This window comes from Oleiharenicola sp. Vm1, from assembly GCF_047777955.1.
Classification (GTDB): domain Bacteria; phylum Verrucomicrobiota; class Verrucomicrobiia; order Opitutales; family Opitutaceae; genus Didemnitutus.
In genome coordinates, this window is record NZ_CP180537.1 from 3,235,187 (window position 1) to 3,262,089 (window position 26,903).

At 68.2% G+C, this 26,903-nt stretch carries 21 protein-coding genes, 1 tRNA gene and 1 pseudogene; 9 read left to right on the forward strand and 14 right to left on the reverse strand.

The window, feature by feature from the left end; genetic code table 11:
• Nucleotides 1-101: 101 nt before the first annotated feature.
• Nucleotides 102-3,752, reverse strand: coding sequence for a TonB-dependent receptor plug domain-containing protein (locus ACMYLB_RS15590; protein WP_415907889.1), 3,651 nt, complete (start codon nt 3,750-3,752; stop codon nt 102-104).
• Nucleotides 3,753-4,066: 314 nt separating this feature from the next.
• Between ACMYLB_RS15590 and ACMYLB_RS15595 the strand changes: the two genes are divergently transcribed.
• Genes ACMYLB_RS15595 through ACMYLB_RS15605 form a run of 3 tightly spaced genes read left to right on the forward strand, consistent with a single transcriptional unit; the run spans nt 4,067 to nt 5,513 of the window.
• On the forward strand, nt 4,067-4,417 hold the full coding sequence (locus tag ACMYLB_RS15595; protein ID WP_415907890.1) for a PLDc N-terminal domain-containing protein: 351 nt from the start codon (nt 4,067-4,069) through the stop codon (nt 4,415-4,417).
• Entirely contained in the window at nt 4,384-4,587 is a 204-nt protein-coding gene (locus ACMYLB_RS15600) for a hypothetical protein (RefSeq protein WP_415907891.1), read from the forward strand. The genes ACMYLB_RS15595 and ACMYLB_RS15600 overlap by 34 nt, the downstream gene beginning before the upstream one ends.
• A complete protein-coding gene (locus tag ACMYLB_RS15605) occupies nt 4,584-5,513 on the forward strand; it encodes a phospholipase D-like domain-containing protein (protein WP_415907892.1) in 930 nt (309 codons plus the stop codon). Before ACMYLB_RS15600 ends, ACMYLB_RS15605 begins: the two co-directional genes overlap by 4 nt.
• Here ACMYLB_RS15605 and ACMYLB_RS15610 read toward each other — a convergent pair.
• From ACMYLB_RS15610 to ACMYLB_RS15645, 8 genes are all read right to left on the reverse strand, one after another.
• Complete coding sequence (locus tag ACMYLB_RS15610) at nt 5,485-6,267, reverse strand: class I SAM-dependent methyltransferase (protein WP_415907893.1); 783 nt, start codon at nt 6,265-6,267, stop codon at nt 5,485-5,487. The genes ACMYLB_RS15605 and ACMYLB_RS15610 overlap by 29 nt on opposite strands.
• Nucleotides 6,268-6,367: 100 nt before the next feature.
• Entirely contained in the window at nt 6,368-8,272 is a 1,905-nt protein-coding gene (locus ACMYLB_RS15615) for a CocE/NonD family hydrolase (RefSeq protein WP_415907894.1), read from the reverse strand.
• A gap of 67 nt (nt 8,273-8,339) precedes the next feature.
• On the reverse strand, nt 8,340-9,698 hold the full coding sequence (gene thrC, locus ACMYLB_RS15620; RefSeq protein ID WP_415907895.1) for a threonine synthase: 1,359 nt from the start codon (nt 9,696-9,698) through the stop codon (nt 8,340-8,342).
• A 130-nt stretch (nt 9,699-9,828) separates the two neighbouring features.
• Complete coding sequence (locus tag ACMYLB_RS15625; protein WP_415907896.1) at nt 9,829-11,049, reverse strand: aspartate kinase; 1,221 nt, start codon at nt 11,047-11,049, stop codon at nt 9,829-9,831.
• 117 nt (nt 11,050-11,166) lie between these two features.
• Nucleotides 11,167-11,814, reverse strand: coding sequence for a glycerol-3-phosphate 1-O-acyltransferase PlsY (plsY, locus tag ACMYLB_RS15630; RefSeq protein WP_415907897.1), 648 nt, complete (start codon nt 11,812-11,814; stop codon nt 11,167-11,169).
• A 131-nt stretch (nt 11,815-11,945) separates the two neighbouring features.
• Nucleotides 11,946-12,905 carry a homoserine kinase gene (gene thrB, locus ACMYLB_RS15635; protein WP_415907898.1) on the reverse strand — a complete coding sequence of 320 codons (960 nt, stop codon included), beginning with the start codon at nt 12,903-12,905 and terminating at the stop codon, nt 11,946-11,948.
• Nucleotides 12,906-12,912: 7 nt separating this feature from the next.
• Complete coding sequence (smpB, locus tag ACMYLB_RS15640; RefSeq protein WP_415907899.1) at nt 12,913-13,383, reverse strand: SsrA-binding protein SmpB; 471 nt, start codon at nt 13,381-13,383, stop codon at nt 12,913-12,915.
• Nucleotides 13,384-13,560: 177 nt separating this feature from the next.
• Nucleotides 13,561-13,761 (reverse strand): DNA-directed RNA polymerase subunit omega, encoded by a 201-nt coding sequence (locus ACMYLB_RS15645; RefSeq protein ID WP_415907900.1) that lies wholly within the window; start codon nt 13,759-13,761, stop codon nt 13,561-13,563.
• Nucleotides 13,762-13,906: 145 nt separating this feature from the next.
• Here ACMYLB_RS15645 and cutA point away from each other — a divergent pair, with 145 nt between their 5' ends.
• The 4 genes from cutA to ACMYLB_RS15665 all read left to right on the forward strand — a co-directional run bounded on the left by cutA (nt 13,907) and on the right by ACMYLB_RS15665 (nt 15,244).
• Nucleotides 13,907-14,245: a divalent-cation tolerance protein CutA gene (gene cutA / locus ACMYLB_RS15650; protein WP_415907901.1), complete on the forward strand. Its 339-nt coding sequence runs from the start codon at nt 13,907-13,909 to the stop codon at nt 14,243-14,245.
• A 14-nt stretch (nt 14,246-14,259) separates the two neighbouring features.
• Nucleotides 14,260-14,415, forward strand: coding sequence for a small basic protein (locus ACMYLB_RS15655; RefSeq protein ID WP_415907902.1), 156 nt, complete (start codon nt 14,260-14,262; stop codon nt 14,413-14,415).
• A 60-nt stretch (nt 14,416-14,475) separates the two neighbouring features.
• Nucleotides 14,476-15,102, forward strand: coding sequence for a DedA family protein (locus ACMYLB_RS15660; protein WP_415907903.1), 627 nt, complete (start codon nt 14,476-14,478; stop codon nt 15,100-15,102).
• A 67-nt stretch (nt 15,103-15,169) separates the two neighbouring features.
• Nucleotides 15,170-15,244: transfer RNA gene (locus ACMYLB_RS15665), tRNA-Arg, on the forward strand.
• Nucleotides 15,245-15,367: 123 nt separating this feature from the next.
• On the opposite strand, the gene ACMYLB_RS15670 is transcribed toward ACMYLB_RS15665, so the two are convergent.
• From ACMYLB_RS15670 to ACMYLB_RS15690, 5 genes are all read right to left on the reverse strand, one after another.
• Nucleotides 15,368-17,089, reverse strand: coding sequence for a GspE/PulE family protein (locus tag ACMYLB_RS15670; protein ID WP_415907904.1), 1,722 nt, complete (start codon nt 17,087-17,089; stop codon nt 15,368-15,370).
• Complete coding sequence (locus ACMYLB_RS15675) at nt 17,086-17,274, reverse strand: hypothetical protein (RefSeq protein WP_415907905.1); 189 nt, start codon at nt 17,272-17,274, stop codon at nt 17,086-17,088. The genes ACMYLB_RS15670 and ACMYLB_RS15675 overlap by 4 nt, the downstream gene beginning before the upstream one ends.
• Nucleotides 17,271-17,681 carry a response regulator gene (locus ACMYLB_RS15680; protein ID WP_415907906.1) on the reverse strand — a complete coding sequence of 137 codons (411 nt, stop codon included), beginning with the start codon at nt 17,679-17,681 and terminating at the stop codon, nt 17,271-17,273. The genes ACMYLB_RS15675 and ACMYLB_RS15680 overlap by 4 nt, the downstream gene beginning before the upstream one ends.
• A 183-nt stretch (nt 17,682-17,864) precedes the next feature.
• Entirely contained in the window at nt 17,865-19,196 is a 1,332-nt protein-coding gene (gene lpdA, locus ACMYLB_RS15685) for a dihydrolipoyl dehydrogenase (protein ID WP_415911099.1), read from the reverse strand.
• Nucleotides 19,094-19,786, reverse strand: a complete 693-nt coding sequence (locus ACMYLB_RS15690) for a phage holin family protein (protein ID WP_415907907.1) — start codon at nt 19,784-19,786, stop codon at nt 19,094-19,096. Before ACMYLB_RS15690 ends, lpdA begins: the two co-directional genes overlap by 103 nt.
• A 36-nt stretch (nt 19,787-19,822) precedes the next feature.
• On the opposite strand from ACMYLB_RS15690, the pseudogene ACMYLB_RS15695 reads away from it, so the two are divergent.
• Nucleotides 19,823-20,896, forward strand: a pseudogene (locus tag ACMYLB_RS15695) (glycosyltransferase); the annotation flags it as partial.
• Between the two features lie 162 nt (nt 20,897-21,058).
• On the forward strand, nt 21,059-26,836 hold the full coding sequence (gene uvrA / locus ACMYLB_RS15700) for an excinuclease ABC subunit UvrA (protein ID WP_415907908.1): 5,778 nt from the start codon (nt 21,059-21,061) through the stop codon (nt 26,834-26,836).
• Nucleotides 26,837-26,903: the final 67 nt, after the last annotated feature.

Consider the following 26,903-nt stretch of genomic DNA (forward strand, 5'->3'; position numbering starts at 1 on the left):
AAGCGCGCCGGGATCGGGCGTCAGCAGGCCGCCATGAAGCGGGTGATTAGCGACAGCAAAGCCCGGCTCCTGCCCCATGAAGAGCCGGGCTCGCATCTACCTTAGAACGAGAACGTGTTCGTGACGAACCATTCCTGGACGGGCTTCACGCGCACGGTGGCCCAGGTCTTGCCGTCGGGCTGGACGGAGACCGGGATCAGGCCTTCCTTGGCGAAGGCGTTGCGCACGTTGAGCTGGATCTTCCAGTTGATGGTCTTGGTGAGCTTGCGCTCGTAGTTGGTCCAGAGGTCGATGGCGTCCTCGGAGGGGCCGTAGTAGGGTTGGTTGAGGTCGAAGCTCGCCTGGCTGCCCGAGCCGGCGATGACCGGGTAGCCGATGACGACCTTGTCCTGCCAGCGGTAGCTGCCACCGACGCCGGCGCCCTTGAGCCAGCCTTTGCGGAACGAGTAGTTCGTGACGACGTTGTAGCGCCACTTGCGGAGCTCGGAGGCGGCGGCGCCCTGCTGGAGCTTCATGAGCGTGTATTGGCCGCGCCAGGAGTTCCAGATCGCGCGCACCTCGTTGCCGGCCACGTAGCCGCCGGAGAACTGGCGCATGTCGCCGGCGACGCCGGCCATCTGGGTGTCCATGTAGCTGACGAAGTCGTCGAGCACCGCGCCGCCGACGTTGTCGCGGACGGCGGTGGTCTTGGCGGCGTTGAAGGAGATGCGCCAGTTCGGGAGCGGATTGGCCGTGAGCTCGAACTCGTAGCCCTTCGAGACGGTGTCGGCCGTGACGGCGAAGCCCTGCGGGGCGGTGAAGCCGTAGGCGAAGACGGTCGCGGGATCGGGCTGGTATTGCGAGGCGGGATCGATGCCGCTGAGCGTGCCCTCGTAGGTGGTGCGATCGGTCAGCGCCGTGGCGGTGGTGGGCGTGTAGCCCCACGCGGCGAAGTAGCCCTTCGCGGCGAGCGTCTTCTGGATCTCGTTCCAGGCGCGGATGGAGGCGTCGCGGTGGGCGTCGGCCTGGGCCTGCGACTCGAGGGTCGAGCCGGTGGGGCCGCTGGCGACCGAGCCGGCGGCGACGGGACGGCCCGCGGCGTTCACCCAGGCGGTCGCCCAGGTGTTGCGGTCCTGCGACTGCTCGCGCGAGGTCCACGGGTAGTTCGAGAGTTTATAGAGGAAGACGTTGCGGAAGCGGAGGCCCTGCTGGACGACGCGACCGAGGCCGTCGTTGTTGAGCGTCGTGTTGCCGTTGAAGAGGCTGGTCTCATACTTCACGCCGCGGAACGAATACTTGCCGTCCTTGGTGGACAGAAGGATGCCGTAGTCCTTGGTCTTGCCGGTCGGGTTGCCGATGGCGTTGCCGTAGATGTCGCGGCGCGTGTCGGTGACCTGGAAGTTGTCGGACTTGCTGTAGGAGAAGCTGACGTTGATCGGCAGCGGATCCTTCTGGAAGAGCTTGTTGATGTGCAGCACGGCGCCGCCGCTGACCGAGTGATCCTTGAAGATCTGGTTGGCCGGGTATTCGGCCGGCAGGTTGTAGGAGGCCAGGTTCAGGATGCTGCGGTTGGTGGAGACCGGCAGGGCGGTGACGCCCTTGCCCTTCACGACGTCGTAGCGCCAGCCCATGGTCGTGACGAGGGCATCGTTCCAGAAATAGCCCTGCCAGGAACCGGCGTAGGACTTGGTGACGCGGAGCGATTTCTGCGCCTTGGTGAGGAGGCGGAGGTCGTTGCCGTCCGCATAGCGCATCAGGTTGAGCGTGCGGTTGGAGTTCCAGCCGACGTAGTTGGCCGGGTTGGAGGCCTGCGTGGTGGCGTTGGAGTCGAAGATCGGCGCCAGGTCGGCCGGCACGGTCCAGGGAGCGGAGTAATTGGTGCCGCCGATCCAAGTGGAGTCGAAGAAGTAGACCTTCGAGTCGGGGAGCGTGACAGGCGCGCCGACGCCCGGGATGTTGGCGCCGGAGGCGCTGGAGGCGTTCGCGAGCGAGTTGCCGAGGTAGATGATGCCCATCGGTCCGCGGTCGGTGAGCGAGGACGTGCTGCCGTCGGTGCGGTTCCAGAAGGCCGCCCAGGCCTGATCGTTGGCGAACATGAGCCAGCTGCGGTTCTCGGTGGAATACTTTTCGTTGCTGTAGACGCCGTTGAAGCGCTGCTTGCCGAGGAGCTTCGCGAGGAAGCCGTTGGGATCGAAGAAGTCCTTCGCCCGCACCTCGCCGAAGAGCGAACCGCGAACGTAGCGGCGGTCGCTCTCGTAGGAGTTGCCGCCGCCGGGGCCGCCGACGACGAAGGGACGGCCGTAGTTGGAGTTGGCCGAGAGGTCCTGCCAGTTGCGCAGGATGTCGATGCTGATCGTCGGATTGGTGATGAGGGATTCGCCGCCGCGCTTGTATTTCTGGCGGTCGTAGTTCACCTCCACGCCGAGACGGTCGTCGAAGCCCGTCTGGTTGAGCGTGAGGTTGTAGGCGTTCCAGTGCTCGAACTCCTTCTTCGTCGGGCCGTCGAGGAGCTTGTTGTAGAAGTCGAAGACGGTCGGGTCGAGGAGCGAGGCCTGGCGGTATTGGCCGTAGGCGGCACCGGGGAGATTGGCGTTGGTCGCGTAGGAGCTGAGGCTGGCGAGGCCGAAGAGCGTGCCGGAGAAGCGCTGGCCGAGGAGGCTCTGGCCGGAGGTGCGGATCGTGCCGTCGTTGTTGCGCGCGCCGGTGTTGATGTAGCCGGCGTAGACGCGCTGCAGGTTGCCCGTCGCGCCGTCGATGATGTAGAGCGGCTGCTGCTGGTCACCGTAGCCGGAGAGCCAGGGGCTGACGGTCGTCGGCTGGGCGCCGATCTCGTAGCCGTTGTTCACGGTATACTTGCCCATGCCGCCGTTGAGGCTGGTGGCATCCACGGCGCGGAACCACGGCGTGATGCTGTCGTTCGGCGGGACGATGCGCGGGCGGTTGGCCTTGATGTCGCCATACTCGTAGTTGGCGCGGATCGAGGTGTGGAAATCCTTGCCGAAGAGCTGCGGCTCGAAACGCAGCGCGCCGTAGTAGCGGCGGTCGTTCTGGAAGGCCGGCTCCTGCTGGTATTTCTCGTTGCTGGCCATCGCGTCGAGGCGCAGCGCGAGGACCTTCGGGATGAGCACCTGGTTGACATCGAGGGTGCCGCGCGCGCTGCCGTAGGAGCCGAAGCGGGCTTCGACCTGGCCCTTGTTGCGCCACTCGGCGGAGCGGGTGGAGGCGTTCACGATGCCGGCCGGGCTGCCGAGGCCGAAGAGAATCGAGTTCGGGCCGCGCTGGATGTCGATGCGGTCGACGTTGTAGGAGTCCCACGGCAGGTCGGTGACGAAGAAGTCGCGGGTGTTGTCGGCCGAGGCCAGGCCGCGGACGCGCTGGGCGCTGCCGGGCGCGCGCAGGTTCGCGCTTTCGTCGACGCTCGTGCCGTTGCCGAGGCCCGCGTAGGTGCCGCGGGTGCCCGCCACTTCGGCGTTCGTCGTGTATTGGAGCAGCGAGGCGTTGTCGGTCGCACCGATGTCCTTGAGAAATTCCTTCGTGTAGACGGAGAGCGCGCCGCCGACGTCCTTCAGGTCGGTGCGGATGCGCGTGCCAGCGAGCGTCTCGGTCGCCTGATAGCCGTTGTCCTTCTGCACCTGGACTTCGAACGGCGAGAGGACGACGGCCTCTTCCTCTTCCGGCGGGGTAGTCTTCGTAGGAGCGACGGTCTGCGCTCCGAGCGGCCAGCCTCCCGATGCGAGCAGGGCGGCCAAGGCGATTCTAGTCGGGGTTTTCATACCTTACAGCGTAGGTCTGAGGTTGCTTGATAACACGGCGAGACCGGGGGAGGCTCGCGTGCGTGTCGAGGGGTTGAGGGGTGGTGACGCGAGTTGCGCCGATGCACATGGCGTAGTCTTTTCGCCGGTCGCGCGGCAAAGCCTTCACGAGTCTAACACTAGACTCCATCTCAAATTCCCCGCTGGCCGCTGCCCGGGAGCGGGCGCGCGGTCGCGCGCAGCTCCCGCAACGGGGCCCGCGCCGGGTCCGCGGCAGTCGCTTTGTCGCGGCGGACTCCTTGCCTCGCCGCCCGGAGGCGACTTAGATCGCGGCGATGGATCCGTCGCTCGAGCAGGCAGTCGATACCGCCAGGCAGCACCCGTGGATCTTCGGCGTCCTGCCGCACGTGCTGACCGTGCTCGGCTTCCTGCTCGCGTTCTTCGCCATCGCGCGGCTGATGAGCGAGCGCAAGCAGCCGGGCAACACCTTCGCGTGGCTGCTCGCCATCGCGTTCGTGCCGTATCTCGGGGTGCCGCTGTTCCTCCTGCTCGGCGGCCGCAAGCTCCGGCGCCTCGCCGCCACCAAGGCCCGCCTCTGCCCGATCGTGCCCGGCGTGCCCCCTCCCCCGCCGCCCAGACCTTCGCCGCGCGCGTGCTCACGCTCAACGGCGCCTGCCCGCCCGTGAGCGGCAACCGGGTCGAGTTCGTCGCGTCGGGCGAGGAGGCCTTTCACCATTTCGAGCGCCAGATCCTCGAGGCCCGGCACACGATCCACATCATGACCTTCATCCTCGGCCGCGACGCGGTCGGCCGGCGGATCGTGAAGCTGCTGGCGCAGCGCGCCCGCGAGGGGTGAAGGTCCGCCTCCTGCTCGACTCGCTCGGCTGCTTCTTCACCAACGGCTCCTTCTGCGACCCGATCCGCCGGGCCGGAGGCGAGGTCGTGTCGTTCATGCCCATGCTGCCGCTCCAGACGCGCGGCTCGGCCAATCTCCGCAATCACCGCAAGATCGCCGTCTTCGACCACCGCGCCGCCGCGATCGGCGGACGCAACCTCGCGGTCGAATACATGGGCCCCACGCCCCTGAAGCGGCGCTTCCGCGACTTCGGCGCTGTCATCGAGGGGCCGGCCGTCAGCCTGTTGGACGAAATCTTCCTCGCCGACTGGGCCTACGCCAGCGGGCAGCCTATCGCGCGGCTGCACGACGCGCTGCCCGTCGGCGTGCCGGCCGCCGTGGGCCCGAGCGAGCTGCAGATCGTCGCCAGCGGGCCGGACGTCGCCGGCGACCCGCTCTACGAAGGCATCCTCTCGCTCGTGCAGCAGGCCGAGCGCAGCGTCTGGATCGTCACGCCCTACTACATCCCCGACGAGGTGCTGCAGCGCTCGCTCATGGTGCAGGCGCGGGCGGGGATCGACATCCGCCTGGTCGTGCCGGCGCGCTCGAATCACCCCATCACCGACCTCGCCCGCCGCCACTACCTGCGCGAGCTCCAGCAGGCCGGCGTGCGCGTGCTTTTCTACGGCCCGGGCATGAACCACGCCAAGGCCATCCTCGTCGACGAATCGGCCGGCCTGTGGGGCTCCGCCAACATGGACCTGCGCTCGCTGTTCGTGAACTTCGAGGTCGCCGCCGTCACCTACTCGCCGGGCGACACCGCCCGGCTGGCCACGTGGATGCGCGACGTGTTCGCGCACTGCAAGCCGATGCCGTCGACCGCGCGGCCGCGGTTCTTCCCTACCCTGGGCGAGGAACTCAGCCGCCTGCTGGCGCCGTTGCTGTGACGCGCGCCACGCCGGCCTCCACCCGGCCGATGCGTCCGAACATCTCCCAGCTCACGGTGCGCCGGCCCGCGCCCCACAGCGCGCCCAGCTCGGCCGCCACCGCCGGGATCGGGTCCTCGCCGCGCGCCTGCCGGTAGCGATCGACGGCCGACCAGCTGGCGAGAAACCCGGCGAGATCCGCGGCGGTCCACTCGCGCGTGATCACCAGGGGCGGGAACGGCAACTCGGCGAAGGGAAAATCGAAATCGCGATAGCGGCGCTCGATGTGCACGCGCTCCGGCGGCCAGTAGGGCCCGGTCGTCTCCGCGTAGAACCGGTCGATGACGCGATCGATCGCCGGATCGACGCGCGCGAGCCAGTAGCTCCACAGGGCGACGATCCCGCCGGGCCGCAGCACGCGCCGCACCTCGGCGTAGAACTTCGGGCGGTCGAACCAGTGCGCCGCCTGCGCCGCGGTCACGAGGTCGACCGTCTGGTCGCGCACGGTCGGCGCGAGCTCGGCGCTGCGCCGGTAAACCACCCGCGGATGCGGCGTGGCGGCGGCCAGCTGGGCCTCGCTCGGCTCCGTCGCGATCACGCGCTGGAAATGCGCCGCGAGCGCCACCGCCGCCTGGCCGTTGCCGGTGCCGCAGTCCCACGCCAGGCCGCGAGCGGGCGCGAGGCGCGCCAGGGCGTCGAAGAGCGCGACGGGATACGTCGGCCGCGACCGCGCGTAGGCCGCGGCCTGATTCGAAAAGTGATCCTGGAACCTCACGCGTTCACCGATGGCAGCGAGAAGGCGCCCGCGCCAGCCTGCAGCGCCGGCGAACCCCGAATTTCGTCGGCGCGGTCCCGGCGCTCGCGGGCCGCGCCGGTCACTGGACCACGGGCAGGTCGATGCGGGTGCCGCCGGCGCCGCGATAGATGCGCTGCGTGGCCTTCACGTAGTCGCCGGGCGAGGCGAGAAAGATGTTCGGGACGAACTGCTGCGGGTTGCGGTCGTAGAGCGGGAACAGCGTCGACTGGATCTGCACCATCAGGCGGTGCCCGGACAGGAGGACGTGGTTCACCGGCGGCAGCGCGAAGGTGTAGGCGAGCGGCTTGCCCGGCTCGAGCGGCGCGGGCTTCTCGAAGCTCGTGCGGTAGCGGCCGCGGAAGATCTCGATCGAGACCGGCAGCTGGTAGCCGCCCAGCTCCGGCTGCGACGGCACCTCGTCCGGGAAGACGTCGATGATCTTCACCACCCAGTCGCTGTCGGTGCCGGTCGTCGAAGCGACCAAGTGCACGACGGGGGCGCCGGCGAGGCGCACGGGCTGGGCGAGCGGCTCGGTCTGGTAGACGAGCACATCGGGACGGTCCGCGACGAAGCGCTGGTCGGTGACGAGCCAGCGGCGCCACGCCTCGCCGTCGCTGAATTTCACCGGGCGCGGCAGATACGGCACAGGCTTGGCGGGATCGGAGACGTATTCGTCGAACGCGGCCGGCTCGGCCGGCGCGGTGAAGCTCAGCCCGCCGTTGGCCCCCAGGTAGACGGGCGTCGGCGCCACTCCGCTGTCGCCGCCGGCGCGCGGCCAGCGGTCGTGTCTCTCCCATTGTTTCTCGCCGGTGTTGTAGACGAGGACCGGCGGCGTCGCGGCGCGCGGCGCGCGGTCCTTCAGGTATTGGTCGAAGAGCGGCTTGATGATGTCGCGCCGCACTTGCAGGGCGGTGTCGCCGTCCCACTGCAGCGGCCCGAGCGCGGTGCCGGTGCGGTTGATCTGGCTGTGGAACCACGGGCCGAGCACGAGGAAGTTCATCGTGTTGTGGGTGTCCTTCGCCTCCATCGCCGGGTAGGCGTGGACCGCGCCCCAGATGTCCTCCTGGTCCCACAGGCCCTGCAGCCAGAGCGTCGGCACCTTCAGCGGCACCCGGGCGAGCAGGCGGTCGAGCGCCTGCTCCTGCCAGAACGCGTCGTAGCTCGGGTGCTCGACCAGCTTCTGCCACCACGCGAGCTGATCGATGCCGGTGAAGTGCGCGAAGGCCCCGGCCGAGCCGAGGCGGCGCAGGAGGTCGTAGTCGTCGACGCTGCCGCGAATCGCGGGATCCCCCTTGCCCTTGGCCCCGAGCTGACCGGTGAAGTAGTCGAAATTCACCTGGCGGAACGCGCCGTAGTGAAACCAGTCGTCGCCCATCCAGCCGTCGATCATCGGGCTTTCCGGCGCGGCGACCTTCAGCGCCGGATGCGGGTCGAGCAGGGCCATCACGACCGTGAAGCCCTCGTAGGAGGAGCCGATCATGCCGACGCGGCCGTTGGACTCGGGGACGTTCTTCACCAGCCAGTCGATCGTGTCCCACGCGTCGGTGGTGTGGTCGACCGCGCTGCCGTTCAGCGGGCCGCGCGGCGGACGCGTCATGACGTAGTCGCCCTCGGAGCCGTGCTTGCCGCGCACGTCCTGGTAGACGCGGATGTAGCCGTCGGCGGCGAACACTTCGTCGGCCAGCGGGAGCGTCGCGAGCAGGCGCGGCGACTTCGTGCGGCTGGCGCGGGTCGCGGCGTCGTAGGGCGTGCGCGTGAGGAGGATGGGCGCGTTCCGCGCGCCCTTCGGCACGACGATGACGGTGTAGAGCTTCACGCCGTCGCGCATCGGGATCATCTCGACGCGTTTCACGTAATCGTAGGCCTCGGTCGGGGGCGTGAACTTCGCCGGGATGTCGGGCGCGAGCGGCGAGGTCTGCGCCCCGCAAACGAGAGAACCCAGAGCGCCCGCGATGAGCAGGCCGGCGGCGTGGAAGAGCTTCATAGGGGTAGGCGTCGCGGAAACGACGCGCGCCACGCTAGGCGCCGGACCGCCGCGCGCAATCACCCAATCACACGCCGTGCGCGCGGATGAAGGCCTTGAGCTGCGCGAGATCGACCGGCAGGGCGTGCTTGGCGAGCGGCCGCGCCTTCAGCGCCTCGAGCGCCGGGTGCGTGGGCTCGATCTCGATGGCGGCGCGGAGCGCCTCCGGGAATTTCGCCGGATGCGCGGTGGCGAGCACGACGCTCGTCCGCGCCGGATTCAGCTCCTGGAAGCCGCAGGCCGTGTGCGGATCGAGCACGTAGCCGTAGCGCGCATGGATGCGGCGGATGTTCGCCGTGATGTCGGCGTCGGTCGAGCGCGAGGAGCTGAACACGTGCGCGTCGAACCGCGGCACGCGCGTGGCGCCGGTCCGCTTCAACTCGTCCATCGCCGCCCGCACCTGCGCCGCATCCTCTTCAAAATGATAGTAGAGCCAGCGCTCGAAGTTCGACGCGACCTGGATGTCCATCGACGGCGCGAGGCTCGGCTGCACCGTGCCGACACGGTATTCGCCGGTGGTGAAGAAGCGGTGCAGGATGTCGTTCTGGTTGGTCGCGACCTTGAAGCCGGCGATCGGCACGCCCATGCGCTCGAGCAGCCAGCCGGCGAAGACGTTGCCGAAGTTGCCCGTCGGCACCACGAACTCGACGTTCTCGCGCTGCGCCTCGGGCACGCGCAGCCAGGCGTGCAGGTAATAGACGCACTGCGCGAGCACGCGCGCCAGGTTGATCGAGTTGACCGCGGAGAGATGCAGCGGATCCGCGAAAGCGCGGTCGCCGAACGCGTCCTTCAGCAGCCGCTGCGCGTCGTCGAACGTGCCGTCGAGCGCGAGGGCGAAGACGTTGGCCGCGCCGGTGCACGCCATCTGGCGCTCCTGGAGCGGCGAGACGCGGCCGTCGGGATAGAGGATGAAGATGGCGGTGCGCGGCTTGCCGAGCAGGCCGTGGATCGCGGCGGCGCCGGTGTCGCCGGAGGTGGCGCCGAGGACGTTGAGGCTGCGGCCGGTCTGCTCGCAGTGCCAGCCGTAGAGGTTGCCGAGCAGCTGGAGCGCGAAATCCTTGAACGCGAGGGTCGGTCCGTGGAAGAGCTCGAGCACGTAGACGTTGTCGTCGAGCCGGCGCAGCGGCGCGATCTCCGGGTGCGAAAACGTCCCGTAGGAGCGGCGCACGAGACGGGCGAGCACGTCCTCCGTCACGTCGGTCGCGAACACGCCCATGAACTCCGCGCACAGGTCGGCGTAGCTCAGCTCGCCCCAGCCGCGCAGGCGCGGCGAGAGATCGGGCAGCGCCTCGGGCAGATAGAGGCCGCCATCCGGGGCGAGTCCAAGCGCGACGGCCTCGAGGAACGAGACCGCCGGCGACTGGCCGCGCGTGGAGACGAATTTCATGGGAGCGAATCGTGGGTGCGGCGGCGCGGCGGCGCGACACGAAAGGTGGGGCCCGGTCCGCCGCAAACGTCCGGGCGGCGGCCGCAGCGGTCCCGCCCTCCCTCGAAGCCGATGCCCGGGCCGCGGGCGCTTATTCCTTCTTGCCGAGGCCGAAGGCGGCGTGGACGACGCGCTGGGCGTCGTCGGCGCGCTCGCGCGGGACGGCGAGCGTGACCTTGATCTCGGAGGTGGCGATGAGCTCGACGTTGATGCCGGCCGTGGCCAGCGCCTCGAGCATCTGCGCGGCGACGCCGGCGTGCGTGCGCATGCCGACGCCGACGACGGAGAGCTTGGCGATGTTGTCGTAGGCCGCGACTTCGCCGCCGCCGAGTTTCTTGAAGACGGTCGGGAGCACCTTGACGGCGCTGTGGGCGTCGTCCTTCGGGACGGTGAAGGTGAGGTTGCAGGCGCCGTTCTGCGCGGCGGTCTGCACGATCATGTCGACGTTGATGCTGGCGTCGGCGAGGGCGCGGAGCACCGCGGCGGCGTTGCCCGGCTTGTCGGTCAGGTTGCTGATGACGACCTTCGCCTGATCCTTGTCGACGGCGACGCCGCGCACGACGACCTTTTCCATGTAAGCGACTTCTTCTTTCACGATGGTTCCCGGGTTGTGGTTAAAGCTGGAGCGGACCTCGAAAACGACGCCGTATTTCTTGGCGAACTCGACCGAGCGCGACTGCATGACCTTCGAGCCCTGCGAGGCGAGTTCGAGCATCTCGTCGTAGGAAATCTCGTCGAGCTTCGTGGCCTCCGGCACGTGGCGCGGGTCGGCGGTGTAGACGCCGTCGACGTCGGTGTAGATCTCGCACTTGTCGGCGCGGAGCGCGGCGGCGAGGGCGATGGCGGTGAGGTCGGAGCCGCCGCGGCCGAGCGTGGTGATCTGGCCCTTCTCGTTCAGGCCCTGAAAGCCGGCGACGATGATCACCTTGCCGGCGTCGAGGTCCTTGCGCAGCGCGGTCGGGATGATGTTCTTGATCTTCGCCTTAGTGTGGACGAGGTCCGTGACGATGCCGGCCTGCGGACCGGTGTAGGAAACGGCGGGGACCTCCAGGCCGTGGAGGGCCATCGCGGTGAGGGCAATCGTCTCCTGTTCGCCGACGGCGAGGAGCATGTCCATCTCGCGGTTGTCCGGGCGCGGGTTCACCGCTTTGGCGCGCGCGATCAGTTCGTTCGTCACGCCCGCGCGAGCCGACACGACGACGACGACCTGGTGGCCGGCGTCGCGCGTGATCTTGATGCGGGAGGCGACGTTCTTGATGCGCTCGACGTCACCCACGGAGGTGCCGCCGTATTTTTGAACGATGAGAGCCATGGCGAGAACTTGACTACATGGCCCCGGGGGCGCCGCCTTGGCAAGGCCCCAGAGGGGGCGATGCGTCATAGCGCAATAGTCACGCCACGAAGGACGTGGTCAGGGTTGCGCGGGCGATTATTTCGCGGGGTCGGCGGGCGGGGCGGCCGGCGCGACGGCAGATTTTTTCACGAAGCGGCTCTCGGTGCCGTTCAGCAGGCGCCGGATGTTCTCGTGGTGGCGGACGATGACGAAGGTCGCGAGCACCGTCGTGATCACCGCGACCGCCACGTGATACGGCATCAGCCAGCTGGCGGTGATGATCGCGACGGCGGCGAGGATGGATGCCAGCGACACGTAGCGAAACGCGTAGAACGTGACGACCCACGTCGCGGCGGCGATCAGGCCGGCGACCGGGATGAGCACGAACAGGCCGCCCGCCGCGGTCGCGACGCTCTTGCCGCCCTTGAAGCGGGTGAAAACGGAGAACGCGTGGCCGATCACGGCGGCGACGACGCCGATCAGCTGGAGGACGACCTTGTGCTCCTCTTCCACGAACGGCAGCAGCGGCCAGGCGGTGGCGACGGCGCCTTTCAGCATGTCGAGCGCGAGGACGGTGTTGCCGGCCTTGGGGCCGAGCACGCGCTTGACGTTCGTCGCGCCGGGATTGCCACTGCCGACCTTAAAGATGTCGACGCCGTGCGCCTTGGCCACGAGGTAGCCAAAGGGCAGCGAGCCGAGGAGGTAGCCGGCCAGCGCGGTGACGGTGATCCAGAAATTGCTCATGGGCCCAGACGAAGAGCGGTCCGCGAGCTTGCGCGTGCGCGCGACAAGCGGTCAACGCTTTATCGGTCCGGCCCGCGTGGGATTCGGCCCGACAACGCAAATGCCGGGCGGCAAGGCCGCGACGGGCGGCCTCAGTGCGCCCGCGCGACGATCCGCAGCCCGGCGTTGTCCGCGTGCAGGCGGAACACCCGGCTCGGCACCTTCGCGTCGGCAAACGCCGCCACCATCGCACGCGCCACGCGGGCGGCTTTCGCCGGCCGCGCGACGCACATCACGCTCGAGCCGCTCCCGCTGAGCCAGCCGGTCAGCGCGCCCGCGGCCACGCCAGCCTGGATCGCGTCGCGCGCACCGGGGATGAGCGGGAGGCGATACGGTTCGTGCATGAAATCCGCGACGGCGTGTGCAAGCCGGTCGTATTCGCCGGACAGGAACGCGGCGACGACGTAGCTCGCGCTGTTGATGCTGCGCACGGCGTCGAAATACGGGATCTCCTTCGGCAGGATGCCGCGCGCCTTCTTGGTCTCGAGTTCCTGCGAGGGCGAGACGACGACGAACACCAGCTCCTTGCCGATCGCGCGGCGCACGACGCCGGTGAGCACGCCGCGATTCGGGTCGGTGCGACCGACGCAGAAGCCGCCGAGGACGGCGGGCGTGGCGTTGTCGGGGTGGCCCTCGAGCTTCGTGACGAGTTCGGCAAGGTCGTCCTTGTCGAGCCCGGCGCCGCTGAGCTCGTTGAGGCCGGCGACGATGCCGGCGCGGAGCGTCACGCTCGAGCCGAGGCCGCGCGACATCGGGACATCGCCGGTGACCCGGAACGAGAAGCCGAACTCCTCCACCCCGGCCCGCGCGAAGAACCACGCTGCCGCCTCGCTCGCCATGTCGACGCCCGCGATCGCGTCGGGCGTCGCGGCGTGCACGCCCGACTCGCGCGTGCGGCGGAGCGTGACGTCGTTGTAGAGCGTCACCGCCATGCCGAGCGTGTCGAAGCCGGCCCCGAGGTTCGACGTGCTGCCCGGCACGCGGACGGTGACGGACTGCAGCGGGCGGCGGGCTTTCGTTTTCGGTCGGCGTGGGGTCGGCCTCTTTTTCATGGGAAGATCAGCGGCGGCGCAGCGCGCGGCGCGCCTCTAGGTTCTGTTCGCGCTTCTTGATGTCCTCGCGCTTGTCGAACTGCTTCTTGCCGCTCGCGGTCGCAATCTCGACCTTCACGAGGGCCTCCTTGAAATACATGCGCAGCGCGACGAGGACGCGACCGCCGGTCTCGACCGCCTGCTGGAGCTTGCGAATCTCGTTGGCCTTGAGCAGCAGCTTGCGCGGGCGCCGCGGGGCGTGCTGGGAGAGGCCGCCGTGCGAATATTCCTCGATGTAGGCGCCGTAGAGCCAGACCTCGCCCTTCTCGATCCGGCAGAAGGCGTCGGTGACCTGCGCCTTGCCGGCGCGGATCGATTTCACCTCCGTGCCGACCAGCTTCACGCCCGCCTCGAACTTGTCGTGAATGAAAAAATCCCGCAGCGCCTTCGGATTGCGCATCTCGGTGAAACGGGCGGAGTCGTGGGCTTGGGCGGCCATGGCGGGAAAGAGGAACGAAAAGGATTTGGCCGGGGCTTGGCGAGACGCGAAGCCGGGCCGGCCGACGGATGACAGACAACCGTGCCGCGCTCTCCAGCGCCGGACCGGTGCGGCGGTGCCGGAAAAGCAAAAAGCGCGGCGAGCGGCCGCGCTTCGGAAACGGAGAGCCGTGGCGGCTCAGGCGTGCGTCACTTCGTAGCTGATCTTGCCTTCGATGATCTCGCGCAGGGCGATGTCCTCGGGGCTGAGCTTTTCCAGCGACTCCACGAGCGGACGGCTGCCCCGGCGCAGCTGCTTCACGCGGCGCGACACCACGTTGATCAGCACGTTCGGGTCCTGGATAACCTTTTGGGCGTCCTTGATGTATTCGTCTCTCATGGTTTGGAAATTGGGAAGGGAGAGACCTACGCCACGCCCCCCCAGCGTCAAGGGGGAAATCTTTGCCGCTCCCCCTGCCCCGCCGACAGTGACGAGGGCGCTGTTTTCGTTTTGCCGCCCGGGCACTTCCGGCAAAACTCGCTGCGTGATCATCGCCTGGACCACCATCGAAACGCGCGCGGACGCCGAGCGGCTGGCCCGCGGCGCCGTCGAGGCCCGGCTGGCCGTCTGCGCTCAGATCGACGGACCGATGACATCGTTCTACCACCACGAGGGCAAACTGGAGCAGGCCGAGGAGTTTCGTCTGTGGTTTAAGTGCCTCCCGGCCAACGCTTCGGCGCTCAGTGCCTGGGTCCACGCCCGGCACCCATATCGCACGCCGCAGTGGGTCGAGGTCAGCGCCGAAAGCGTGAGCGAAAAATACTTGTCATGGGCTATGGCCAACTCTAGCCATGGCCCCTTTCCAACGTCGAAATCACCTTAAACGACCCACTTACCATGTCCCAGCACAACAGCCTCAAGTCTTCCGGCGGCCTCGTCGTGAAGCGCAATGTCCTCAAGCGCTTCGAGCGCGTCGCCATCCTCAAGAAGCGTGGCCAGTGGAAGGACGGCGACCGCGTGCAGGGTCTCCGCAAGACCAAGCCGGACGTTTGATCGGCTCCTCACTTTACTCCTAAGGGCAGGCTCGTTCGCGACCTGCCCTTTTTCTTACTCATGCACGACCTCCTGAAACAACTCACCGACTGGTATGCGCGCTCCCTCGAGAGCGGCGGCTACGGCCTCATCGTGCTGCTCATGTTCATCGAGAGCACCTTTCTCCCGCTGCCGAGCGAGCTGATCATCCCGCCCGCCGCCTATCTCGCCCACACCAAGGGCGGCATGAGCCTGACCGGTATCGTCATCGCCGGCACGATCGGCTCCTGGCTGGGCGCGACCGCGATGTATTGGGCGTCCCGCTGGGCCGGGCGGCCGCTGGTGCTGCGCTACGGCAAGTTCTTCCTCGCCCCGCCGGAGAAGGTGGAGAAAGCCGAACGCTGGGCCTCCGCCTACGGCAACTACGGCATCTTCGCCTCGCGGCTGCTGCCGGTCGTGCGCCACCTCATCGGCATCCCCGCCGGCATCGTGCGCATGGATTACTGGAAGTTCTCCCTCTGGACGATCGTCGGCTCCGGCCTCTGGTGCGGCGTGCTCTGCTGGCTCGGCATCAAGGCCGGCCAGGACGAGGCGCTCATGCGCGGCGAACTCCGCTCGGTCACGATCTGGGCAGTCGGCGTGCTCGGCGCTCTGGGCTTCATGTATTGGTTTTTCGTGCATCGCCAGATGCAGCAGGTGAAGAAGTGAGCGCGCTGCGCACAAAAGCGGCTTGAACTCACCCGCGCGCAGCCGAATGCTGCGCGCGTCGTTTTTTGCGAGTGTAGCACAATGGATAGTGTAGTGGCCTCCGAAGCCATTGATCCGGGTTCGACTCCCGGCACTCGCACCATTCTTCAATCGCGAGGCGATTGAAGAACGTCCGCCGAAGCCTTGGCGGGGGCGTCCCGAACGCGCCCCGAGGGCCGAACCGGCGCCGACGCCCCCCGCGACCGCTCTCTCGCCGCCTCCGCTCCTAGCGCCTCGCCGTGTGCGACAGCTCAGGCAGCGTGTTGCGTTCGACCTCTTCGAGCGTCGTCCAGCCGAGCAGCGCTTTTTTCAAGCCATCGTGGCGCATCGACCGAAAGCCGGTCTGCTCCGCCTCGGCCTTCATCTGCGCCGGAGACGCCCGGGCCAGGATCAGATCGCGCAAGCCTTCCGAGACCTCGAGCATCTCATGCACACCGACGCGACCGTAAAAGCCGGTGCCGTGGCAGTGCGCGCACCCGCGGCCGCGATAAAGCGTCACCGGAACCGCATCGGGATTGGAGAAATACGGCGCAAGTTCCTCCGGCGCGGCCGTGTAGTGCTCCTTGCACGACGGACAGATCCGGCGCACGAGGCGCTGTGACAGCACGCCCACTACGGTCGGCGCGACGAGGTGCGGCTCGACGCCGAGCTCGATCAGGCGCGTGATCGCCTGCAGGGAATCGTTGGTGTGCAGCGAACTCAACACGAGGTGGCCCGTGAGCGCCGCCTCCGCGGCGATGGTGGCGGTCTCGCGGTCGCGAATCTCGCCGACGAGAATGACGTCCGGGTCCTGCCGCAGCACGCTGCGCAGGATCTCCGCGAAGCGCAGGCCGATCGCGACGTTGACCTGATGCTGCGACGCGCCGGGCAGCCGGTATTCGACCGGATCCTCGATGGTCACGAGATTGAGGTCCGGTCGATTGATCTCGCCGAGGCAGGAGTAGAGCGTGGTCGTCTTGCCGCTGCCGGTCGGGCCGCAGACGAAAAGGATGCCGTTGGGACGGAGGATCGCCCGCCGCAGCGCCTGGCGGGTGGAGTCGCTCAATCCCAGCGCGCCGAGGCGCGGCAGCGACTGATTGCCCGGCGCCCCGAGCAGGCGGAGCACCGCCTTTTCGCCATAAAGTCCCGGCAGGGTCGAGGCGCGGAACGCCGGCCGGCTGCCGCCGAAGCTGATCTCGAAGGCGCCGTCCTGCGGCAGGCGCCGTTGCGCCACGTCGAGCTGGCAAAGCACCTTCACCCGCACGATCAGCGCGTCGTGGACCACGCGCGGCAACTGCAGGACCAGCACCATGTCGCCGTCGATGCGCATGCGGACGCGACACTGGTCCACCGCACTCTCGAGGTGGATGTCCGAGGCCCGGCGCCGAAAGGCGGTCAGCAGGATGCTGTTGAAGAGCTCCGCAAACGCCTCGCCATGCACCAGCTCGGCCACGTCGCGCGCATCGCGGATCTCCCGCCCGCCCGCGAGGGTCGGCAGGGCGTCGCACACCCGCTGCAGCGAGCCGGCGAGATCCTCCGGCGCGCCGAAGTGCAGGCGCAGGATCGCGTCGATCTCCTCGGGATGCGCAAAGACCGGGCTGACCTCGCGGCCCAGCACCTTGGCCAGGGAGGCGACGATCTTCTCGTCCGTCGGCTCGGCCATCGCCACCGTCGCCGCGTGCGGCAGCGTGTTCAGCACCACCGCGCGCGCCCGGCGCGCGACATCGGCCGGCAGCTGCACGCCCTCGCCGACCGGCAGCTCGACGTTGAGCGGATTGACGTGGGCCACGCCCAGGCAGTCCGCCCAGAGCTGGCAGGCCCGTGCCTGCGAGCAGATGGCGCTCTCCACCACCTGCTGCATCACCGCCAGCGGCTGGCCGTCGTGCTGCTCGGCCAGCTGGTCGATGCGGCGGCGATGCTCCGGCGCGATCCGCCGGAGCGTGTCGATGAACTGCGCAAAGGGCGTCATTTCCCCGGATTCGTCCGCCGCGTGCGCTTGCGGAAGCGGGCGGAGATCTCGCTCTGCTTCAGCAGGCGCTGCGAGCCCAGCTCCGGGCTGAAGTCCGCGCGCGCCTCGCGCAGCGTCGCGGTCAGGTCGTAGCGCACGACGAAGTCGTCGAGCGAGCGCAGGCGGTCTCGCGATGCGGCGCTCATGGTTCCGCAGCCGCCGCGCCGTCGGAGAACTCGTGCAGCAGCTCCCGCAGCTCCCGGGAGAGGTCCTGCGCCGGCACGTCCTTGCGGATGAAGTAGGTCGCCCCCGCGTCGACGCATTTCTCCACGACCGCCTCATCGGCAATCGAGGTCAGCATCACCACCGGCACCGCCGGGGCCTGGGCGCGGATGCCGCGCAGCACCTCGAGACCGTCGCTGTGCGGCATGTTGATATCGAGGATGACCAGATTGGGCTTCACCACCGGGAACATCTGGAGCGCCTCGTTGCCGTCGCGCGCCTCCACGGCTCTGGCGATGCCTTGGGAGTGCAGCAATTCGCCGACGAAACGGCGAAAGTAGCGTTCGTCGTCGACGACCATCGCGGTGATCTGCGGCTGAGAACCAGACATGGGGGCACCGTCTGGCCTGCACTAAAGCGCGTTTGGTCGCCCGGAACAAGGGCTTCTTTGCCGAAATTCCGTGAAAATTTCCGCCGCGCCGGATCGGGTTTGTCCCCATGCCTCGCCGCGCGCGCAGAAAAAAGGCCGGCATCGCGCCGGCCTGGAAGGAGGAACCCGGAGGCGCGCGGCGCCTCAGATGTGGATCGCCTCGTTGTTCGTGGCGGCGGCGGCCTCGCCGAGCGCCTCGGAGAGCGTCGGATGCGCGTGGATCGTGTGGTGGATCTCGTCGATCGTCGCCTCGAGATTCATCGCCAGGCCGTATTCGGCGATCAGCTCCGTCGCCTCGCTGCCGATGATGTGCACGCCGAGAATCTCGCCGGTTTTCGCGTCGCTGATGACCTTCACGAAGCCCTCGGAGTCGCCCGCCGCTACGGCCTTGCCGACCGCGGTGAAGGGGAACTTGCCGATCTTGTAGGCGAGGCCCTTTTCCTTGCAGGCCTTCTCGGTCAGGCCGGTGCTCGCCACCTGCGGCTGGCAATAGGTGCAGCCCGGGAACTTGTCGACCTGCTTCGGTTTGCTGTGGCCGAAGATGCCGTTGACGGCGTTGACGGCGCGGAACGTCGCCACGTGGGCCAGCCACGGCGGCCCCTGGATGTCGCCGGCGGCGTAGATGCCGGGGACGCTGGTCTGGTAAGTGGCGTCGACCTTCACGAAACCGCGGTCAGTCTCGACCTTCACCTTCGGCGAGAACAGGCCGTCGATCGCGGACACGATGCCGATGGCGACGAGCACGGTCTCGACCTCGAGCTCGGTCTTCGCGCCATCCTTCACCAGGTCGAGCTTCACGCTCTTGTCGCCGACGCGGATGTTTTCGCTCTTGGTCGCGGTGTGGACCGCGATGCCCTGCTTGGCGAAGCTGCGCTCGAGCGTCTTCGCGACCTCCTCGTCCTCGACGGGCAGGATCTGCGGCAGCATCTCGATCAGCGTGACCTTCGCGCCGAAGGCGTTGAAGAAATAGGCGAACTCCACGCCGATGGCGCCGGCGCCGATGATGGCGATCGACTTCGGCAGCTCCTTCGCCGCGAGCGCCTCGCGGGAGGTCATCACGCGCGCGCCGTCGACCGGCAGGCCCGGGAGGGCGCGCGGCTTCTGGCCGGTGGCGACGAGGATGTTTTTCGTGCGGAAGAATTTTCCTTTGTTCTCGCCCTCGATGATCTCGACCATGCCCGGCACGGTCACCTGGCCGCGGCCGATGAAGTAATCGACCTTGTTCTTGCGGAAGAGAAACTCGATGCCCTTGGCCATCTGGGCCGAGACGCCGCGCGAGCGCTCCACGACCTTGCGGAAATCGAACGACGCGCCCTGCACGCTCAGGCCGTAGCTCTCGGCCTTCTGGATCGTGCGGAACAGCTCCGCGCTCTTCAGCAACGCCTTCGTCGGGATGCAGCCCCAGTTGAGGCAGGTGCCGCCGGCGCGCTCGAGCTCGATGCACGCGACCTTCTTGCCGAGCTGACCGGCGCGGATCGCCGCCGCATAGCCGGCCGGGCCGCCACCGATGACCACCAAGTCGTAGATTGCTTCTGACATAGGCGTAGATTTTGAGTGGCCAACGTCGCCCCCGCGCCGGACAGCGTCAAATGCAATCTCGGCCGCCGCTCCGGGCGTAATTTCGCCCGGCCGCCCCGCCCGCTCGCCGCGCTCAGATGTCGATCACGTCGTCGTGCTTCCCTCGCGGCGCGGGGCCGCGGCGGCGGCACCGCGGCGCTCTTCAGCATCTGGGTGAGCACCAGGTTCGTGACGCTGACCACCAGCGCACCGAGCAGCGCCGAGCCGAAACCCGCCACATAGAAGCCGGCGACCAGCTTGCCGACGAAGTAGAACAGCACCGCGTTGATCAGCCATACGCCGATGCCCAGCGACAGCACGATGAACGGCAGCGTGAACAGCACCAGCAGCGGCTTCAGCACCGCGTTGCAGAAGCTCAGCAGGATCACGACCACCGCGAGCGTCCCCGCCGTGTCGTAGTGGATGCCGGGCACGAGCGTTGCGCTGAGCACCACGCCGAGCGCGAGCACCATCCACCGCACGAGCAGATTGACGAACGGGTTGTTCATAGCCTGCATGACGATAACCCGATCCCTACGGGAGCAATGAAAATCCTGATCGTCCAAGATTACCTGCGCAGCGGCGGCACCGAACGCCACGCCGTCTTCCTCGGCGCCGCGGCCGCCAAAGCCGGGCACGAAGTCACGCTGCTCACCTTCCGCCCGCGCGGCGCGCTCGGCGACGATGCCGACAACCAACCCTTCGCGTTCAAGTCGCTGCAGCCTTTCGACCTCCACCTCGACTGGTTCGCCCCCGGCCTGCTCCGCGCCGCCACCGAGGCCGCCCCCGACCTCGTGCTCTGCATGGGCCGCATGGCGAACTGCTACGCCGGCTTCATCCAGCAGCGCCTGCCGCACGCCGTCGTCGTCTGCACCATGCGCACGGGCAAGTCGCTCCCCTACCTTTTCCGCCGCTCGCTGCGCCGCTGCCGCCACGTCATCGCCAACAGCCACGTCGCCAAGCGCGTGCTGACCGACGAGCACGACCTCCCCTCGCACAAGATCACGGTCATCCACAATCCGGTGCTGCGCTCGCACGACGTCGACGGCGCGCGCAACCACGCCCTCCGCCGCTACTACGGCGCCAACCCGAGCACCGTCGTGATGCTCAACGTCGCGATGTTCCGCCCGGAGAAGAACCAGCGCGAGCTGATCGAGATCTGCTCCAAGCTCCCCGGCTACCTCGACTGGCAGCTCTGGCTGGCGGGCGACGGCGTGGAGCGCAAGCGCTGCGAGCGTCTCGCCCACGACCTCGGCCTCGGCGGCCGCGTGCGCTTCCTCGGCTACCAGCCCGAGCCGACGCCCTCTACCACGCCGCCGACCTCGCCGTGCTGGCCTCGCAGAGCGAATCGCTGTCGAACTTCCTCATCGAGTCCCAGCTCCACGGCCTGCCCGCCGTCGCCTACGACATCGTCGGCGTCGGCGAGTGCTTCGTGCCCGGCCAGTCGGGCATCCTGCTCAAGAACCAAGACCAGGCCGGCTTCGTCGACGCGCTTGACCGCCTCATCCGCGAGCCGGGCCTGCGCCGCCGCTACGCCGAGGCCGGCCGGACGCACGCCCGCGCCGAGTTCACCGCCGAGCAGCAGATCAAGGCCCACCTCAACCTGTTCGCCGAACTGGTGAAAGTCTGACCCGCCGCGCCGGCGTGGCGCCGGCCGGACGAAGGAGCCGGGACCGACGCCACGTCGTCCGCACCCGCTCCTGACAGCCCTATGTCAGCAATCCCGCGCGCTCGCGCGCGGCGTGTTGCCTTTCCGCCCGGCGTGCTCATCCGTCAACGCAGTGCGACCCACGTCCCCCGAATTCATCCGCCTGCGCGGCGTCCGCCAGAACAACCTCAAGGGCTTCGACCTCGATCTGCCCCTCGGGCAATACATCGTCGTCACCGGCCTGAGCGGCGCGGGCAAGTCCTCGCTCGTGTTCGACACCCTCCACGCCGAGGGCCAGCGGCGCTACGTCGAGACCTTCTCCGCCTACACGCGCCAGTTCCTCGACCTCCTCGACAAGCCCAAGGTCGACTCGGTCGAGAACATCCGCCCGTCCATCGCCATCGAGCAGACCAACACGGTCAAGACCTCGCGCTCGACCGTCGGCACGATGACCGAGCTCACCGACTTCGCCAAGGTCTGGTTCAGCCACGTCGCCGAGTGCTTCGATCCCGCCACCGGCGAGAAGGTCGAGGACGACAACCCGCAGACCATCTGGGCCAAGACCTCCGCCGCCCACCCCGCCGCCACGCTGCTCGTCGCCTTCAAGGTCGCGAAGCCCGACAAGCTGCCCTGGTCGGAAATCCTCCCGCCGCTCAAGAACCAGGGCTACACGCGCGTCCTGACGCCTGATCGCAAATCCGCCGCGCTCGCCCTCGCCACCCTCGACGAGCTGCTCGCGTCGAACGCCGACACGATTCTCAAGCACGCGACGCACCTTTTTGTAGTGCAGGACCGCCTGCGCATCGCCGCGGAGAACAAGCCGCGCTTCCTCGAGGCGACGGAGACCGCGCTGCACTTCGGCCAGGGCGAGGTGTTTCTCTTCCACGCCCCGACCTCTTCCGCCTCTCAACCCTCAACCCTCAACGCTCAACTCTTTCCTCCCGCCGGCCACTTCTCGCGCGGCCTGCATTCGCCCCGGACCGGCCGCACCTTCCGGCCCGCCTCGCCCGCGCTATTCTCCTTCAACTCGCCGCTCGGCGCCTGCCCGGTCTGCCGCGGCTTCGGCCGCGTGATCGACATCGACTACCGCCTCGCCATCCCCGACCACTCGCTCTCGATCGAACAGGGCGCGGTGAAACCGTGGGAGGGCGAGGTCTACGGCGAATCCAAGAAGGACCTCCTGCAGTTCACCAAGAAACTCGGCATCCCGACCGACGTCCCGTTCGCCGACCTCAGCGCCGAGCACAAGGCCTTCATCATCGACGGCTCGCCCGGCTACAACGGCGAGGACAAGGCCTGGCCGCGCTACTGGTATGGCCTGAAGGGCTTCTTCCGCTACCTCGAGAAGACGACCTACAAGATGCACGTGCGCGTCTTCCTCTCGCGCTACCGTGCCTACAACCCGTGCCCCGAGTGCCGCGGCGCGCGCCTCCAACCCGAGGCGCTCTGCTGGCAATGGCGCGGCTACACGCTGCCGCAACTCTACCAGCTCCCCGTCAGCGAACTCCTCGCGCTCGTCCGCCAGCACGGCGCACCGAAGCGCGAGTCCGGCGATGCCGCCGAACGTCACCAGCGCGATCTCGCCTACGACTCCATCGTCACGCGCCTGCGCTACCTCGAGCAGGTCGGCCTCGGCTACCTCACCCTCGATCGCTCGTCGCGCACGCTTTCGGGCGGCGAGGTCGAACGCGTCAATCTCACGTCCTGCCTCGGCACCTCGCTGGTCGACACGCTCTTCGTCCTCGACGAGCCCTCCGTCGGCCTGCACCCGCGCGACATCGACCGGCTCATCGGCATCATCCGCACCCTCACCGACGCGGGCAACACGGTCGTCGTCGTCGAGCACGACGAGGCGATGATCCGCGCCGCCGACCACGTGCTCGAGATCGGACCCGAGCCCGGCGCCCGCGGCGGCGAGGTCGTTTTCCAAGGCGACGTCGCCGCGCTGCTCCGTTCGCCCCGCAGCATCACCGGCCGCTATCTCTCCGGCCGCGACGCCATCGCCGTGCCGGAAAAGCGCCGTGCGGTTACCAAGCAGGGCTGGCTGCACTTCCATCGTGCCTCGAAGCACAATATCAAGGATCTCTCGTTCCGCCTGCCGCTGCAGCGCCTCGTCTGCCTCTCCGGCGTCTCCGGCTCGGGCAAGTCTACGCTGCTCGACAACGTCATCTACCAAGGCCTGCTCACGCAGCGGAACCAGATGACCGAGGACCCGGCGACCTTCGAGTCCATCTCCGTCTCCTCGGCTTCTGGCTCTCAACTCTCAACTCTCAGCTCTCAGCTCTTCTCCGAGATCGTCCTCGTCGACCAGTCGCCGCTCTCGCGCACTCCGCGCTCGAACCCCGCGCTCTACAGCGAGGCCTGGGACCTCATCCGCGAGCTCTACGCCCAAACGCCCGCGGCGCAGGAGGCCGGCTTCAACGCCTCCAGCTTCTCCTTCAACAGCGGCGAGGGCCGCTGCGACCACTGCCAAGGGCTCGGCAGCGAGCGCGTCGAGATGCAGTTCCTCTCGGACGTGTTCGTCCCCTGCCCCATCTGCGAGGGCCGCCGCTTCAAGCCCGAGGTGCTCGCCATCCAGTGGAACGGCAAGTCCGTCGCCGACCTGCTCGCCACCACGATCACCGACGCGCTCGCCTTGTTCGCCGATTACGCGGCGATCCGCTCGCGCCTCGCCGCGCTCGACGCCGTCGGGCTCGGCTACCTGACGCTCGGCCAGCCGCTGAACACCCTCTCCGGCGGCGAATCGCAGCGCCTCAAGCTCGTCCGTTACCTTTCCGAATACGCCGGCGCGGCCGCCGGCGCCACCGCCGCCGGCGACGGCGCGCTGCTTTTGCTCGACGAACCGACCACCGGCCTCCACCGCCACGACGTGAAGCGCCTGCTGTCCGTCCTGCAGCGCATCGTCGACCGCGGCCACAGCGTGATCGTGATCGAGCACAACCTCGACGTGCTGAAATCCGCCGACTGGGTCCTCGAGGTCGGCCCCGAAGCCGGCGCCGGCGGCGGCCGCATCGTCGCCGAAGGCACGCCCGAACAGATCGCCGCCGCCGACACGGCCACCTCGCCCTTCCTGCGCGCCGCGCTCGCGGAGAACGAGCCGGTGCGCGCCGCCGCCGAGGATGCCGCTGCCTACGCCGCGACGGCCTCGACCGGCCGCAGCACCCGCGCGCTCGAGCTGCTCGGCGCCCGCGAGAACAACCTCAAGAACATCTCGCTCTCCATCCCGCACCGCGAGCTGTCCGTCGTCACCGGCGTCTCCGGCTCGGGCAAGTCGACCCTCGCCTTCGACATCATCTTCGCCGAGGGCCAGCGCCGCTTCATGGAGTCGATGTCGCCCTACGCGCGCCAGTTCGTCGAGCAGCTGCCGCGCCCCGACATCGACCGCCTCACCGGCATCCCGCCCACCGTCGCGATCGAGCAGCGTGTCACGCGCGGCTCCCGCAAGTCCACCGTCGCCACGATCACCGAGGTCGCGCAATACCTCCGCCTCCTCTACGCGCGCCTCGGCGTCCAGCACCACCCCGACACCGACCGTCCCGTCACGCCGCTCTCGCCCGCGCAGCTGCGCAGCCTGCTCGACCAGACCCTCGCCACGCCCGCCGCACGCAAGGCCAAGCACCTCTACCTCTGCGCCCCACTCATCCGCGGCCGCAAGGGCCATCACGAGCCGATCGCGAAGTGGATCGGCAAGCAGGGCTACGAGCTCATGCGCGCCGACGGCCGCCTGCTGCGCGTCGACACGTTCACGAAACTCGACCGCTATAAGGAGCACGACATCGAGGTCGTCGTGGCCGATCTCAAAGCCAAGAGTTCAGAACCGAGAGTCCAGAGCAGGAAACCCGGCGCTCAGCCCTCGACTCTCAGCTCTCAGCTTTCCGCGGCGTTGCGCCTCGGCAAAGGCTCCTGCTTCCTCCTCACGCCCGACGGCAAGGTCCTCTCGTGGTTCTCCACCACGCGCACCGACATCGAGTCGGGCGAGTCCTTCCCCGAGCTCGATCCGAAGCACTTCTCGTTCAACTCGCCCAAGGGCTGGTGCCCGACCTGCCGCGGCCACGGCCGCATCTTCGACTGGATGCTCAAGCCCGACGAAGACGAGGAGATGTCCGACGAAGTCGCCGACGCGCTCCGGCATTTCGATCCCGACGACCCGAGCTCCGACGGCAAGCTCTGCCCCACCTGCCACGGCGAGCGCCTCAACCGCATCGCCCGCGCCGTGAAGCTGCCGCTGAAAAAGAAGCTCTCAGCTCTCAGCCCTCAGCTCTCAGCTATTTCGCTGCCCGCCCTCCTCCGCCTCACGCCCGAGCAGCTGCTCGCCACGCTGCGCAGCCTCCAGCTCGACACCCGCGGCAAGCTCATCACGCAGGACATCGTGCCGCAGATCGAGGAGCGCCTGCGCTTCCTCGCCCACGTCGGCCTCGACTACCTCGCGCTCGACCGGCCGACCGAGACGCTCTCCGGCGGCGAGGCCCAGCGCATCCGCCTCGCCGCGCAGCTCGGCTCGAACCTCACCGGCGTCCTCTACGTCCTCGACGAGCCCTCGATCGGCCTGCACGCGCGCGACAACGACCGCCTGATCGAGACGCTCCACGCGCTGCGCACGAAGGGCAACACGCTCCTCGTCGTTGAGCACGACGACGTCCTCATGGAGCGCGCCGACCGCATCATCGACCTCGGCCCCGGCGCCGGCCTGCACGGCGGTCAGATCCTCGCCAACGACACGCCGGCCAACCTCAAGAAGAACACCGCATCGCTCACCGGCCTTTACCTCGACAAGGGCATCCCGCACCCGCTGCGCGGCGACTACCGCGCGCTGCCCGCCGCCAACGCGAAGAACGCCTGGGTCGAGCTCGAAAACATCAACTACCGCAATCTTGCCGACCAATCGCTCGCGCTCCCGCTCGGCCGCCTCGTGATGGTCTGCGGCCCGAGCGGCGCCGGCAAATCCACCCTCTTCCGCGACGTGCTCCACCCCGCCGTCAGCGCCGCGATCAAGGCGCGGAAATCGAAGCTCACCGGCCGCGACTTCGTCCGCGCCACCGGCTTCGAGGCCGACGCAGGCCAGCCACCCTTTGGCGAGCTACGCGGCGCCGCCGGCTTCAAGTCCGTCATCGAGGTCGACCAGTCGCCGATCGGCAAGACGCCGCGCTCCACGCCGGCGACCTACCTCGGCATCTTCGACCTCATCCGCCAGTTCTTCGCTTCGCTGCCCGAATCGAAGGTCCGCGGCTACAACGCCAGCCGCTTCTCGTTCAACACCGCCGGCGGCCGCTGCGAAGCCTGCTCCGGCGCCGGCCGCATCAAGCTCGAGATGGCGTTCATGCCCGACTCCTACCAGCCGTGCGACTCGTGCCGCGGCTCGCGCTTCGGCCCCGAGCTCTCCGACCTGACCTGGAAGGGAAAAAACATCGGCCAGGTTCTGCAGATGTCATTCGAGGAAGCCGCGACGTTCTTCGACTTCCACGCCCAGCTGAAGGAAGTCTGCGAGCTCATGGTCGCCTGCGGCCTCGGCTACCTCACCCTCGGCCAGAGCAGTCCGACGCTCTCCGGCGGCGAGGCCCAGCGCCTCAAGCTCGTCACCGAACTGACCAAGGGCCTGCAGAGCTACACCGAACGCTCGCGCGGCATCGCCATCAAGAACCTCTATCTCCTTGAGGAACCGACGATCGGCCTGCACCTCAGCGATTGCGAGAAACTCATCCGCGTGCTGCACAACCTGGTCGAGCAGGGCCACACCGTGGTCGTGATCGAGCACCACCTCGACCTCCTCGCCGAGGCCGACTGGCTGATCGAGCTCGGCCCCGGCGGCGGCCCGAACGGCGGCGAGATCCTCTACCAGGGTCCGCTCGCCGGTATCCAGAAGGTGAAGCGCAGCCCGACCGCACCTTACCTCCGCGAGAAGTTGAAGCGGTAGCCGATCGTCCACCGATTTTCGGCTTCTGTTGGGGGCGTTATCCGGCGCACTGTTTCGGCGCACAACA

Bases quoted from the DNA above. Each gene is read 5' to 3' on its own strand.
- ACMYLB_RS15660 (WP_415907903.1), top strand. From the start codon at position 14,476: ATGCACGACCTCCTGAAACAACTCACCGACTGGTATGCGCGCTCCCTC.
- ACMYLB_RS15680 (WP_415907906.1), bottom strand. From the start codon at position 17,681: ATGTCTGGTTCTCAGCCGCAGATCACCGCGATGGTCGTCGACGACGAA.
- thrB (WP_415907898.1), bottom strand. From the start codon at position 12,905: ATGAAAAAGAGGCCGACCCCACGCCGACCGAAAACGAAAGCCCGCCGC.
- ACMYLB_RS15625 (WP_415907896.1), bottom strand. From the start codon at position 11,049: ATGGCTCTCATCGTTCAAAAATACGGCGGCACCTCCGTGGGTGACGTC.
- ACMYLB_RS15590 (WP_415907889.1), bottom strand. From the start codon at position 3,752: ATGAAAACCCCGACTAGAATCGCCTTGGCCGCCCTGCTCGCATCGGGA.
- plsY (WP_415907897.1), bottom strand. From the start codon at position 11,814: ATGAGCAATTTCTGGATCACCGTCACCGCGCTGGCCGGCTACCTCCTC.
- ACMYLB_RS15670 (WP_415907904.1), bottom strand. From the start codon at position 17,089: ATGACGCCCTTTGCGCAGTTCATCGACACGCTCCGGCGGATCGCGCCG.
- thrC (WP_415907895.1), bottom strand. From the start codon at position 9,698: ATGAAATTCGTCTCCACGCGCGGCCAGTCGCCGGCGGTCTCGTTCCTC.
- ACMYLB_RS15645 (WP_415907900.1), bottom strand. From the start codon at position 13,761: ATGAGAGACGAATACATCAAGGACGCCCAAAAGGTTATCCAGGACCCG.
- ACMYLB_RS15655 (WP_415907902.1), top strand. From the start codon at position 14,260: ATGTCCCAGCACAACAGCCTCAAGTCTTCCGGCGGCCTCGTCGTGAAG.
- ACMYLB_RS15690 (WP_415907907.1), bottom strand. From the start codon at position 19,786: ATGAACAACCCGTTCGTCAATCTGCTCGTGCGGTGGATGGTGCTCGCG.
- ACMYLB_RS15675 (WP_415907905.1), bottom strand. From the start codon at position 17,274: ATGAGCGCCGCATCGCGAGACCGCCTGCGCTCGCTCGACGACTTCGTC.
- ACMYLB_RS15615 (WP_415907894.1), bottom strand. From the start codon at position 8,272: ATGAAGCTCTTCCACGCCGCCGGCCTGCTCATCGCGGGCGCTCTGGGT.
- ACMYLB_RS15595 (WP_415907890.1), top strand. From the start codon at position 4,067: ATGGATCCGTCGCTCGAGCAGGCAGTCGATACCGCCAGGCAGCACCCG.
- smpB (WP_415907899.1), bottom strand. From the start codon at position 13,383: ATGGCCGCCCAAGCCCACGACTCCGCCCGTTTCACCGAGATGCGCAAT.